Origin of the sequence: Leptothermofonsia sp. ETS-13 (assembly GCF_049200465.1) — a bacterium.
In the GTDB taxonomy this organism is placed as follows: Bacteria; Cyanobacteriota; Cyanobacteriia; order Leptolyngbyales; family Leptolyngbyaceae; genus Leptothermofonsia.
In genome coordinates, this window is record NZ_CP120836.1 from 1117114 (window position 1) to 1129408 (window position 12295).

Annotated in this window: 15 protein-coding genes; 8 read left to right on the forward strand and 7 right to left on the reverse strand. The window is 48.5% G+C overall.

The window, feature by feature from the left end:
- The first annotated feature begins 38 nt into the window (after nt 1-38).
- Both P4D80_RS05085 and P4D80_RS05090 read left to right on the forward strand, forming a co-directional pair.
- Complete coding sequence (locus tag P4D80_RS05085) at nt 39-1427, forward strand: glutamine synthetase family protein (protein WP_421657824.1); 1389 nt, start codon at nt 39-41, stop codon at nt 1425-1427.
- 403 nt (nt 1428-1830) lie between these two features.
- On the forward strand, nt 1831-2040 hold the full coding sequence (locus P4D80_RS05090) for a hypothetical protein (protein WP_421657825.1): 210 nt from the start codon (nt 1831-1833) through the stop codon (nt 2038-2040).
- Nucleotides 2041-2046: 6 nt separating this feature from the next.
- Here P4D80_RS05090 and P4D80_RS05095 read toward each other — a convergent pair whose 3' ends face one another.
- A complete protein-coding gene (locus P4D80_RS05095) occupies nt 2047-2676 on the reverse strand; it encodes a hypothetical protein (protein WP_421657827.1) in 630 nt (209 codons plus the stop codon).
- Between the two features lie 5 nt (nt 2677-2681).
- A complete protein-coding gene (gene coaD / locus P4D80_RS05100; RefSeq protein WP_421657828.1) occupies nt 2682-3245 on the reverse strand; it encodes a pantetheine-phosphate adenylyltransferase in 564 nt (187 codons plus the stop codon).
- 375 nt (nt 3246-3620) lie between these two features.
- Here coaD and P4D80_RS05105 point away from each other — a divergent pair, with 375 nt between their 5' ends.
- A complete protein-coding gene (locus tag P4D80_RS05105) occupies nt 3621-4436 on the forward strand; it encodes a hypothetical protein (RefSeq protein WP_421657830.1) in 816 nt (271 codons plus the stop codon).
- A gap of 501 nt (nt 4437-4937) precedes the next feature.
- Nucleotides 4938-5147 (forward strand): hypothetical protein, encoded by a 210-nt coding sequence (locus P4D80_RS05110; protein ID WP_421657832.1) that lies wholly within the window; start codon nt 4938-4940, stop codon nt 5145-5147.
- Between the two features lie 126 nt (nt 5148-5273).
- Here P4D80_RS05110 and P4D80_RS05115 read toward each other — a convergent pair whose 3' ends face one another.
- The 4 genes from P4D80_RS05115 to miaE (P4D80_RS05130) form a co-directional block, all read right to left on the reverse strand.
- Nucleotides 5274-5885: a glutathione binding-like protein gene (locus P4D80_RS05115; RefSeq protein ID WP_421657833.1), complete on the reverse strand. Its 612-nt coding sequence runs from the start codon at nt 5883-5885 to the stop codon at nt 5274-5276.
- 763 nt (nt 5886-6648) lie between these two features.
- Nucleotides 6649-7143, reverse strand: coding sequence for a GNAT family N-acetyltransferase (locus P4D80_RS05120; protein WP_421657834.1), 495 nt, complete (start codon nt 7141-7143; stop codon nt 6649-6651).
- A gap of 125 nt (nt 7144-7268) precedes the next feature.
- On the reverse strand, nt 7269-7421 hold the full coding sequence (gene miaE / locus P4D80_RS05125; RefSeq protein ID WP_421657835.1) for a tRNA isopentenyl-2-thiomethyl-A-37 hydroxylase MiaE: 153 nt from the start codon (nt 7419-7421) through the stop codon (nt 7269-7271).
- The gene (miaE, locus tag P4D80_RS05130) at nt 7363-7836 is read right to left on the reverse strand and encodes a tRNA isopentenyl-2-thiomethyl-A-37 hydroxylase MiaE (protein WP_421657836.1); all 474 of its coding nucleotides are present in this window, start codon (nt 7834-7836) and stop codon (nt 7363-7365) included. Before miaE (P4D80_RS05130) ends, miaE (P4D80_RS05125) begins: the two co-directional genes overlap by 59 nt.
- 204 nt (nt 7837-8040) lie before the next feature.
- On the opposite strand from miaE (P4D80_RS05130), the gene P4D80_RS05135 reads away from it, so the two are divergent.
- The 4 genes from P4D80_RS05135 to P4D80_RS05150 all read left to right on the forward strand — a co-directional run bounded on the left by P4D80_RS05135 (nt 8041) and on the right by P4D80_RS05150 (nt 11227).
- Nucleotides 8041-8361 carry a DUF6464 family protein gene (locus P4D80_RS05135; RefSeq protein WP_421657837.1) on the forward strand — a complete coding sequence of 107 codons (321 nt, stop codon included), beginning with the start codon at nt 8041-8043 and terminating at the stop codon, nt 8359-8361.
- Between the two features lie 142 nt (nt 8362-8503).
- Nucleotides 8504-10051: an anthranilate synthase component I gene (gene trpE / locus P4D80_RS05140; protein ID WP_421657838.1), complete on the forward strand. Its 1548-nt coding sequence runs from the start codon at nt 8504-8506 to the stop codon at nt 10049-10051.
- A gap of 471 nt (nt 10052-10522) precedes the next feature.
- Nucleotides 10523-10714, forward strand: a complete 192-nt coding sequence (locus tag P4D80_RS05145; RefSeq protein ID WP_421657839.1) for a hypothetical protein — start codon at nt 10523-10525, stop codon at nt 10712-10714.
- A 48-nt stretch (nt 10715-10762) separates the two neighbouring features.
- Nucleotides 10763-11227: an RNA recognition motif domain-containing protein gene (locus P4D80_RS05150; RefSeq protein WP_421657840.1), complete on the forward strand. Its 465-nt coding sequence runs from the start codon at nt 10763-10765 to the stop codon at nt 11225-11227.
- A gap of 568 nt (nt 11228-11795) precedes the next feature.
- Here the strand turns inward: P4D80_RS05150 and P4D80_RS05155 are convergent.
- Complete coding sequence (locus P4D80_RS05155; protein ID WP_421657841.1) at nt 11796-12185, reverse strand: hypothetical protein; 390 nt, start codon at nt 12183-12185, stop codon at nt 11796-11798.
- Between the last annotated feature and the right edge of the window lie 110 nt (nt 12186-12295).

Sequence of the window (12295 nt, forward strand, 5' to 3'; positions counted from 1 at the left end):
GGCATAGCCTATTTTTACAGGCTATTTAAGGATCAGTCATGGCTAAGTCCCCCGTGCGCGGTATGTTGGATGTAGAGGCTCTTAAGCAGTTAGTCAAAGACGAAGAAATTGAAACCATCCTCACTGTTTTTCCTGACATCTACGGGCGGTTGATGGGAAAACGGATTACTGGAGATTTCTTTGTCAATGATGTTCTGGGGAAGGGGGTACACGCGTGCGATTACCTGCTTGCCTGCGATATGGAAATGGATCCGGTTCCCGGCTACTCCTTTACCAGTTGGGCCAGTGGTTATGGTGACTTTCGTCTGATTCCCGATTTGAGTACGTTACGAATTGCGTCCTGGTTGGAGAAAACGGCGATTGTCCTGTGCGATCTTCTCAATGAAGAAGAAGACATTCCTGTTGAGGTGGCTCCCCGCAACATTTTGAAGAAGCAGGTAGAAATTGCGCGATCGCTCGGCTATACCCCTATGGGAGCCTCTGAACTGGAACTCTATGTCTTCACTGATTCCTATGAAACAGCCCGACACAAGCGCTATCAAGACCTGGAGCCCATAGGCGGTTACATCGAGGACTACCACATCTTCCAGGGCACCAAAGAAGAATTTGTGATTGGAGCTATCCGTAAACATTTAGAACGCTCTGGAATTCCAGTAGAGTTTTCTAAAGGGGAATGGGGACCAGGGCAGCAGGAAATCAACCTGCGGTATACCGACTTTTTAGAGATGTGCGATCGCCATACTCTCTACAAGCACCTTGCCAAAGAAGTTGCCTGGCAAAACAATGTTGCCATTACCTTCATGGCCAAGTGGGATGAACGCTACGCAGGTTCCAGCATGCATTTACACGCCAGCCTCTGGGATGCCAACGGTAAACCCCTTTTTTGCGGTGAAGAAACCTTTGGCCCGGTTCATAGCTCACCCCTGTTCCGCTGGTTTCTGGGCGGGTGGATGACCCATATCCGCGAAATCTTCCCCTTCTATGCCCCCTACCCTACCTCCTACAAGCGCTATGTCGCAGGTTCCTTCGCCCCCACAGGCATTGCCTGGTCCTACGACAACCGCACAGCAGGCTTCCGCATTTTGGGTCATGGCCCTTCCTTGCGATTAGAGTGCCGCGCCCCTGGTGCTGATGCCAACCCCTACCTGGCGTTTGCCGTCACCCTGGCAGCTGGGCTAGACGGTATCAAAAACCAGATCGAGCCACCCCCCATGTTTGAAGGCGATGTCTATGAAGCACGGGATTTGCCCCATGTTCCCTTCAGCCTGAACGAAGCAATTCATCAGTTAGACCAGAGTCAGTGGGCACGCAGCGTGTTGGGTGCTGACGTTGTCGAACATTACCTGCACTTTTTCCGCACTGAGCAACGTAAGTTTGATGAAGTCGTCACCAGTTGGGAACGAGAGCGCTATTTTGAGCGAGCCTGACTATCGCTGCTTCTACCCTATATGGCAGCGGGTGCCAGGGAAAGGGAGTGAGTGATAGGGGGAGTTCTTTACTCCCCCTATCACCCCGTTACCCTATCACTCCCTCCCCCCTTACTTATAGCTGTCGCCAGGTTGCTTAAGACATTGATTTTAAGGGAGGGTGGGGGCTGCGCCCTCAGCCAGGGGTTCCACCCCTGCACCCTGTCCTGAGCCTGGCGGCTATCGCTATAACTAAAAACTAACAACCCTTATAAACTTCCTGCAAAGTCTTTAAATGCCCATGAGATCTTGCAGAAATTTGTCAGTTTTGCTTATGTCTGAGGGCAGACTGAATGTACATTTGTAAATATTCCGAGACACGTTTTTGGATATGGGTAGAAAAAAAGACCGCTCTTTTCTGATTATGGTTTCAGTATGTAGTGTGGCTGGTGCTGTTCTATTTGGGACTGCTGGCTGGGCAGAAAGTAATACCTGCTTTCAATCAGAATCTCCTACCCAGGAATGTTTAACCAAAGATCCAACGACCAGAACTCTGGAAGGTATGGGGTTTGGATTGGTTGCCGGAATCGGAGCTGCACTTGGCGCAACCTGGCAAGCCAAGCGTAGGGGCTAAATCTCTTTAGTTCTTGGAGCGATCACCTTTTGAACCGGAAGGGGGGCGGGCTGAAGAACTGCCAGAACCCATTTCTCGGCTTCTTGGGGGAGGTGGTTCTGGTTGAAGTTGCTGGCGACCGTTGCGTACTACCCGTAGCATTTCACCCAGTTGAAGTTCCATTTCCTTCAGGACGCGATCGGCATATTCATCTGCCCCTGCCTGAATCTCTTCGCACTCTTCCATTGCTAGGCGGTGCATTTCCTCCAGTTCTTGTTGAGCCTGGCGGCGCATTCGCTCCAGTTCTAAAATAGTCTGTTCCTTAGCGGCCTCACATTCCTGCTGTACCCGCTGGCGGATCTGCTGTGCCTCAATTTCTGCTTGCCGCAAAATCCCCATTTCATTCAAGATCTGGGCTGCACGCCGCTCAGCGGCCTCAATAATTTCCTGGGCGTACTGCTCGGCTTGAAGTAGAATTTCTTCCTTGTGGCGAACAACTTCTTCTGCCTCGTGGAAAGCCTCTGGTAGACTCAGGCGCACTAAATCAAGTTGTTCCAGCAGTTGCTCTTCGTCAATCAACGTCCGACGGCTCAAGGGAATCCTTGGGCTGTCGAGGATCATTTCTTCTAACCGGTTAAGCTCCTGTTGAATGTTCACACTCCCTATTCGCGTCGTGTCTCGGCTGGGGGTTCCATTTGGGGAAGCTCCGGTACTGGCGTTGAATCCGGGATTTGGGCTGATGCTGGATGAATCTTGGCGTAACATTTGTAAATATCTGGAGCAACTTGTTGGGGAACAAGATGGTCGATAGGACCACCAAACCTGGCAATTTCCTTCACTAGACTACTGCTTAAAAAGCTGTATTCATTGGAAGTTGCCAAAAAAACGGTTTCAATCTGATCTGAAAGGGTTTTATTAGTATGAGCCATCTGAAGCTCCATCTCAAAGTCGGAAAGCACCCTTAACCCTCGAAGTAATACCGTAGCCTGCCGCATCCTGGCATAGTTTACGGTTAAACCGTCGAAGCTATCCACTTCCAGGTTGTGGAGGTGGCGCGTCGATCGCCGAATCTGTTCAATTCGCTCTGCAACCGTAAATAGGGGAGTTTTGTTTGGATTGCGCAAAACCGCCACTACCACCCGGTCAAAGAGCCTACAACCCCGCTCAATGATATCGAGATGCCCCAGCGTAATGGGATCAAAACTGCCTGGATAAATTGCAAGCACGGGTTGGAACCAAAGCTACTGAGGCGATTATAAAAGCAATTGCTCTCAGGAAAATCCTTCTTTAAACAGGTCAATATAAGGCACAAATCAGAAGACACTGAGAAAACTTGAATCTCAAACAGGTAAAGGGAAAGGAGGTTCAGATAGCTCCGAACTCCAAAGATTTCATTACTTTACCAGACAGATACGGTTTCGCAAAAGAAAAGTCACGAGTTTAAGCATCCTTAAAAATAGAAGCAGTCCGAGGATTTTGAAGGGCGAGAGGATCCTGGATAAATTGCTCTGTCAAGAGTCTTTAACGAATACAGTCTTTCGACGGTAGATCAGTCAAGATCTAAGCTAGCAGGTGATCAGGATTATCTTTCAAGGGGGCAAATGGCGATTATCAGAGAAACATTAACCAATGTCTATACTCCTGACCCAACACGGGTGCAGGAGGCAGAAGCAGCGATCGCCGACTTTGAAAAGTCCTTTGCCCCCGGCGCGTGGCTTCACCTGAATAAAACCACTCTGATTGCCGAGATGCGATCGCGGGTACGCGACCCCTTTCAGGTCAATCAGGGTGGCCAACCCTTCTGTGGTCCAGCTTCTGTCCTGGTAGAACTGGTTTGGAAGCAACCCCTGCGCTACGTGGAAATCTGCCGCAGTCTATATCTGGTGGGTGGCTTTCAGGGCACAACCCGATATATTGCCTCATCGGATGAACTACGGCGCTCCAGCTATGGCAACCTGCGCATGCCCCAAACCGACTGGATGATTCTGGCAACCCTGCGAGATGTGGAAAATGTGCTGTTTCCAGTAGAACCCAATGCCCCCGATCTCATCCGGAATCTGGCAGGCATGACCAAATCCTGGGAAATGAAGGGCTGGATGCAGGAAATTCTGGGCTATAAAAAGGTCAAATATAACCACGCCTATTTGACGAACGATATCAGCGCAATGAACGACGCCACTGCTGCCCTCAAAGCGGGTGGAGCAGCTTTTGCGCTCATTACCGCCGAAGGGATGCTGAGCGATCGCCCCCCTGCGGTTCCATTCCCCAGTCATTGGGTGGCACTCCTGGGCAATATTTCTGTTCAGGGAGATCCTGTCACATTCGACATTTATACCTGGTGTAAACAGATGCGCTTAAAAATGGACGCAGGTTCCTTTAAGAAATACCTGTGGGCAACTGTGACTGGAACTCCTTAAGAAGTGAAGAGATTTGTTTCTAATTTATAGTGCACTCCTAAGGAGGAATAAAGTTCTCACGGTTTGCTGGTGAAAGAGTAGCTTACGCCACTCTTTCACCCCAAACAAAACCCCCAGAATATCGACTTTGTTTTGGTAATAAGCAAAGCTTATTACCAAACTCTAGGGGAATCAGGAATAGAAAAGTCTTGAAGAGGCTCATCAAGTTTGAGAAAACCCTTACAAGTAGAATATAGCGGTAATCATTATGGTTAAGACGGGGTGCAGGGGTTCCACCCCTGGCTGGGGGCGAAGCCCCTATTCCCTCTCTAATTCCAATGTCCTAGCGCACCTGTGTAGAGCTATATTGGGAGGCTTAGAGAATGGTTAACCTGAGTCGGTCACTCACCCAAAAACATTTTGGGTTCCGACTGAATGGAACTAGTGCTGACTTTATTCACTCTGCTCAGAGAGGAGATACTGTTGCTGAGGTGATCAATGTGCTGAAGTGATTAACAAGAAGTGATTAACAAAAGAATGGAGGGCAATAACACCATGATGGAGGGCAATAACACCATCGGGAAATATCTGGGAACCATCCAATACGAAAACATTACTCTGCAAACAGGTCTACCCTTACCTAAAGCGATCGCAAACTGGGTTACTGACTTCTGGCAGAAGGAATCTTTGCCCCCAAATGGAGCCATTCTTGCAGTAGAGACTGCCTTATAAAGGCAAAGCATCAATGTAATTTTTCTGATGCCCTCATCACAGAAATAATCATTCCCGCTCTGGATGCCGTTCAAAGGAAGCAGGGTTCATATGATTTGATCCAGTCAATCTCTAGCGGCTCATCAGCTAACTTCTCAATGGGACGTTCATTCCTTTTTGAACAGGGGTACGGGCTGCAACCGTTTCAAACCAGCGCTTCAGGTGAGGATGGTTGTTCAATGTCAGTCCCTGGAATTCATAGGCTGCGACCCAGGGAAAGGTGGCAATGTCTGCAATAGAGTAATCACCGCAGATAAATTCATGCTTTTCTAGCTGGTGATCGAGAACGCCATAGAGTCGTAGGGTTTCTTTTTCATAGCGATCAATGGCATAGGGAATTTTTTCTGGTGCAAATCGTTTGAAGTGGTTGAGTTGTCCGAACATTGGCCCCACATTCCCCATTTGAAACATCAGCCATTCCAGCACCCAAAAGCGGTTTTTTGGGTCGGTGGGCAATAACTTACCAGCCTTTTCTGCAAGATAAATCAGTATTGCCCCAGACTCGAACACTGTTATATCGGTTTCTCGGTCAACAATGGCCGGAATTTTACTGTTAGGGTTAATGGCAACGAACTCTGGCGTAAACTGATCACCCTTCGTTATGTCAATGATATGAACGGCATAAGGCAGTTCAATTTCCTCCAACATAATGGAAGCTTTACGCCCATTAGGAGTCGTGAAAGTATAGAGGTCAATCATGGCAAGTGAGAAAGTATAAAAGTGTTCCGGCAATCCTACTGTCACATATTGCAACAAACTTTGTTGAGTTCACTAATATACTTTCTTCAGCAACTTGATGGGCTCCAGGATTCACTGCCGAACTATTGTTGGTCCTTGGTTCATCTAATCTGGCAGGGTGCACCTATTTACTGAAGTGGTGATTGTAGCCAGCATGTTTAGGGCTGTGCTGCAATGCTAACAGCATTGGGTGAAAGTAAACTTTCTAAAAGAAAACACCCCAACGAAAACGTTGGAGTATTCAAACTTGATACTGTTTTAATTCTGCTTAATAAGTTAATAAGTAGGCAAATTACTGTTCGGACATTGTTTCAGTTGTCTCACCTTTCCGCTTCCGCAAAGCAGTCAGCCCTATGCCAGTTAGACCAGGTATAGTTCTACGCGGGTGCGTTAAGACATTGGAATTAGAGAGGGAGTGGGGGCTTAGCCCCCAGCCAGGGGGCCCACCTCTGCACCCCGTCCTAACCATAATGACTACTGCAATAACAAAGCAGGTGTAGGAATGGGTGCCCCAAGCTAATGTCCTAAGCAACTTGGCAATGACTATAACTATAAAAGCACTATTGATCGCCTCTCGGTAACCCAATTTCCGAGTATTTGTGTCTAGGAATACAGTTTCTAGTACTTTTAGTGTTTTTATTACTGGAAACCTCACAGTGTTTTTACGGCGAAGAAAGATTTTGAAGCTGAGATAAAGATCATAAAAATACTGTTAAGGGTAATTTTAGAGAGAAGGATTAACCAGAAATTTTACGTAAACCCGATCGCACCTTTCTGTCTCCACTCTACTGGCTGGCTGGTAGCCACTGCTCTCGTAGAGCTTGACGGCTTCTTGCAAAATGCTAACTGTCTCAATCCAGATTTGCTCAAAGCCACGGGCTGCGATCGCCGCTTCCAATTGCTCCAGTAAAAACCGCCCCAGTCCCTGTCTTCTAGCTATAGGCCGTAGATACATTTTGCGAATTTCGACCGCATTAGTGCCTCGCTGGATGGGATGGTAGGCAGCAGTGCCAATCAGCTTCCCATGTTGCTCCACCACCCAAAACTCACCGCCTGTAGATTGATAACACTCCTCCACATGCAGCACATCCCGATCCGCTCCAGTCGGTTCCCAGCCCAAACCATACTCCGCCAGAATAGAGCCAATCATTTCAGCTGCAGCAGTGCGATCGCCTGATTGCCAGTCACGAATCAGGAAATCGCGGTAGAAGAGATTCATTGATAATTGTTAGTGGTTGTTAGTGAAGGGTGGATAGGGTGATGGGGTAGGGCGGGTGAGATTTCTTTACTCTATCACTTCATCATTCTCTGCTCATCCCCTCATCCCCCTCCCTCCCCCTCCCCCTAGCTATGAATTCTGGGCTCAGGATGCAGGGTTGCCAGTAGATTACTCTCAACAGTTGCCAATTCTTCTAGTCGCTGGTCCACTGTTGAACGATCAAAGTAAGTGATGGCCAGAATCCAGTAAGCTCCGTAGTGACGGGCTTCGGAAGCCATTAACCCGCGATAAAATTTTGCCAGCTTCGGATCGGGGCAGTAGGTGCCCAAAAAGACTGAGGCGTTCATGGCTGCGGGCTTCGATCAGAGCAGACACCAGCAGGGAATCCAGCATGCGATCGGGTTCCTGGATGCGAATGTGCTTGTTCAAGCCTGCACCATAGGGTGGTGGTGGCAAAGGGCGGAGAGCAATCCCCCGCGCTTCCAGAATCTGGTTGACCTGTTCGAAATGGTCCAGTTCTTCTCTGGCGATCGCAGTGAGCGATCGCACCAATTTCTCACTGGAGGGATAGCGAAACATCAGATTCAACGCCACTCCTGCCGCTTTTCGCTCACAGTGAGAGTGATCGAGCAAAATTATATCCAGGTGAGTGAGTGCCTGGTCAAGCCACGCCTGGGATGTAGGTTGTTGCAAAAACCTGATCGTTGCTGGGATTGAAGAAATCACGGTCTAAAGTTGAAGTAGGAAGTGTACCCATCCTCATGCTAGCCGTACACTGCGTATCCATTCTATTTCTGAATAAACTGTGAATTTGAGGAGAGTTAGGTAGACAGGCTTTTGATCGTTCTATTACATGAAGTTGTAACCGAGTCACGATGATTGTGGGGTTGGCAGGCTATGGTAGAAGCGCTTTTGATTCTGACTGCCCTCATTCCAGCAGTCCTCTCATTACTATTGATGAGAAAGGCAGAAGTGCGGGCGCGGGCGCAGTTTCGGGCGGCGATGAACCCATCTGTTAGTCATCGACTGGGTAGATTCTATGGTTATCCGCTTGCCTCTGACCACCGCTATGTTGAAGGAGTTGGCTATATTTTTGGAGACCTGACCTGCCGCTTTAATGCGCGATCGCCCTACATCCGCTGCGCCGTTAATCCTGCCGGCCCCTGTAAAGACTGTCCACATTATGAGTCAATTGATTTGGGAAGTGAGGATGGATAAGTTGGATGGGGGATGGGTGGATGAGGAGGGGTGATGGAGTAAAGAAACTTCACCCCCTTACCAAATCGCCCGATCACCCCGTTACCCCATCACCCCTTACCCCTCACTTGACTAACAACCAACAACTCTCTTAGCCCCTGACATGATCTTCCCTTCCTTCTCTGAATTCTCCAGTCTGGCGAGTCAAGGTAATTTTGTTCCTGTTTATCAGGAGTGGATAGCAGACCTGGATACTCCGGTGTCTGCCTGGTACCGGGTTTGTGCAGGGCAGCCCTACAGTTTTTTGCTGGAATCGGTAGAAGGGGGTGAGAAGTTAGGGCGTTACAGCCTGCTGGGGTGCGATCCGCTGTGGGTTTTGGAAACGCAGGGAAACCGAACCACTCAAACTTTTCGAGATGGTTCGACTCAGTTTTTTGAAGGCAACCCGTTTGATGCCCTGGCCCGCTGCCTAGAACCCTATCATCCGGTCAAGTTGCCTCAACTTCCACCAGGGATTGGGGGATTGTTCGGTTTCTGGGGATATGAACTCATTCATTGGATTGAACCCCGCGTTCCGGTTTATCCCTCTACAAAAGAGGATTTGCCGGATGGGTTATGGATGCAGGTAGACAATTTGCTGATTTTTGACCAGGTGAAGCGCAAAATCTGGGCGATCGCCTATGCCAACTTGCAAGAGAGCCCGGATCTGGAAACGGCCTATCAGCAGGCATGCGATCGCGTCACCCAACTGGTCAACAAGCTGCGATCGCCCCTATCTGAACAGGCCCGGATGCTGGCCTGGAAACCTCCTGAAACGTCAAAGGAAGCAGAAAGCACGCGCGCGCCCTCTACCCTTGCCTTTACCAGCAACACTTCTAAAGAACAATTCTGTGCCAATGTCGAGAAAGCCAAAGCTCATATTCGAGCAGGAGACATTTTCCAGGTAGTTTTATCCCAACGACTGACAGCGGAATACGAGGGGGAACCCTTTGCTCTCTATCGCTCCTTAAGGCTGATCAATCCGTCACCTTACATGGCCTATTTCCACTTCGGCAACTGGCAGATCATTGGCTCCAGCCCTGAGGTTATGGTGAAAGCAGAACGACCTGCTCCAGATGGGCCAATGGTAGCCGTTGTGCGCCCTATTGCGGGCACCCGTCGCCGGGGCAAAACTGCTTTGGAAGACGCCGAACTGGCAGCAGATCTTTTGCAAGACCCCAAAGAAATAGCCGAGCACGTTATGCTGGTAGACCTAGGTCGAAACGATTTGGGTAGAGTTTGCGTCAATGGTACGGTCAGGGTCGATGAATTAATGGTGATTGAGCGCTACTCTCATGTCATGCATATCGTCAGCAATGTTGTGGGAGAGCTTGCTTCTGACAAAACTGCCTGGGATTTGCTAAAAGCTTCCTTTCCTGCAGGGACTGTCAGCGGCGCACCTAAAATTCGGGCGATGGAAATCATCCATGATTTAGAACCCTGCCGCCGGGGACCTTACTCCGGTGCCTACGGTTATTACGATTTTGAGGGGCAGTTGAATACTGCGATCGCCATCCGCACAATGGTTGTTCGCTCTCAAGCAGGCGGTAAACACACAGTCAGTGTACAGGCGGGGGCTGGGTTGGTTGCCGACTCGGTTCCCGAAAAGGAGTATGAGGAAACCCTTAATAAAGCAAGGGGAATGCTAGAAGCCATTCGCTGCCTCAGCTAGAATAAGCACCCATTACCCATCCACTCATCTACCCATCTACCCATCCACCCACCCGACGGCATTGAACAATTATTTCTGCCGGCCTGCATTAGCTCCTCCCTTGCATCCCTATCCTGAGAAGTGTTAGATTTCTTTACAATGTGAGTCGCCGCAATTCACTTCTAATGTAAATGAGTAGTTAATGCTGGGCAGAAAGTATGCAGAGCATTACGACTGGTCGTCCTGGTTCTATCTCAAAGTGCCGCTTTATCTACATATAAGTTGTTGAAATGGGTTTTAGTGGTTTTAGGTTTGCCAAATTGGTACAAAACGTTGGAATTTGAATTACATCTAGAAACTGAGTGTTAACTGAAACCAGAAATCCTGATTTACCTCTGCTTGCGCCCTACTCACCGTGATACCTTAATGGATGGCATAAAAATTCTGACATCACAAAACAGAAGCAAAATGCTTATTTTCAACCTTGCTGTGATGACGAAGAATCCGCAAAGTAACCACTCAACTCCGGGCTTTCTGCAATTTGGCATGAAAGGACAAGTGAGGGGAGCAGGGGCAAGAGTTTCTTGGATAGCAGGTTTATTGTCAAACCTGGCAGGGGAGGAATGCTGGTTGTTATCAAACACAGACTTTAATACTCGGCTGGCGACAGCCGTATTGGGTTAATGTGCTTAAGCACGTCTAGTTGAATCACAGTCTGGAGGTACCATTTCCATGTCCGTCCGTCTCTATGTAGGCAATTTACCTGAAGAGCTTAGTCGCCAGGAGTTAGAGGCCGTTTTTGCTGACGCAGGTGAGTCAATTTCTACCAAAATCATCACTGACCGAAAGACCAATAAGTGTCGCGGTTTTGGTTTTGTCACCGTCAAAAATGACGAGCAAGCTGATGAGATTATTGAGAAATTCAATGGCTACCTGTTGAAGGAAAACTCGCTCAAGGTCGAACGTGCTCAACCTCGAACTAAAGATAAGGACAAAGGCGAAGACCAGCCCAACGAAACAACCGAAAATTCGGGTGGTTCAAATGGTGGCAATCGACGCAAGAACAACAATAATAAATCTCGGCGCAACACGGGTACCAGTACTCAAGTTGAGCAGGATGTTCAACCCGATCCCCGCTGGGCCCAGGAGCTGGAAAAACTGAAGCAACTTCTGGCGGCCCAGGCTACCAATTCCTGAACATCTGCTTCACAGCTATTTGAGGATTAGCAGAAGGATGGGAAGCTACGGTATTCTCATATTTCGGTTTAGTTTAGTTTAGGATAGCAGTCCTGAATGACTCGTGAAAGGGTTTTGTGAAAAAGGATTCCACAGGAATTCCTTTCCACAACCTAGTGGTTCACTAAAGGAACTTTGCCGGGTTATCTAAACCCAGAAAAACCAATTTACGGAGTTTTGAAGGGTTGCAAACCTTCAAAATCTGCCTGGCAGACTACTAGTGTTACAAATGCTATAGCGGTAGTCATTATGGTTAGGACGGGGTGCAGGGTGGAACCCTGCACCCCAACAAAACTTTCGTCTTGCTGTACTAGATAGGATCGCCACTTGGTTCTGGGAAATTTTCTAGAACCATACTTTTCATTTTTTCTTCTCGCCCCTCTCACTAAGTAGTTAGGCGCAATTAAATTCAGGATAATTTCGGGGGTGGAGGGGGTGAAACCCCCTGCCTGGGGGCGCAGCCCCCACTCCCCCCTTTACAACCTTTACAAATTAATGATGACTATACAAATTAATGATGACTACCTACTTACAGCAAAGGAATTTGGAGCCAATCTTGTAGATGGGATCGTACCTGCTGGGAAAAGGCACCTCGTTGGGCAAATTTTTCGGTACGAATGGGTTTGCGATCGGAGTCTAAGGTCCAGCCATAGTCGCTACTCAGACGCAGGTGACCCTGCCAATCTGCGATTGAAAGGATAAGCTGGGGAGCAGGGCTATTGTCTACTTCTTTCACCCGAAATACGTAGTTGTAAGTGTTCTGGCTGGCAGCGACTACCGTAGAAGGCTGCCCGCACTTCTCTTCTAACCGCTTGCGAACCTGTTCTGACAAACCGGGAGTGGTTAATTCTTCTAGCGTGCGCACTGCCAGTGTCAGTGCAAAATAAAATTCTTCAACTGTAATAAATTCAAGCTGCATAATACCGATGCCTGATCCAACCCAAAGATTAATACGAAATGGTCACTGATTGATCCATCTTCTACTCTTTACCCCTCCTCTCTTTAGTTACCCCTCCTCTCTTTAGCAGT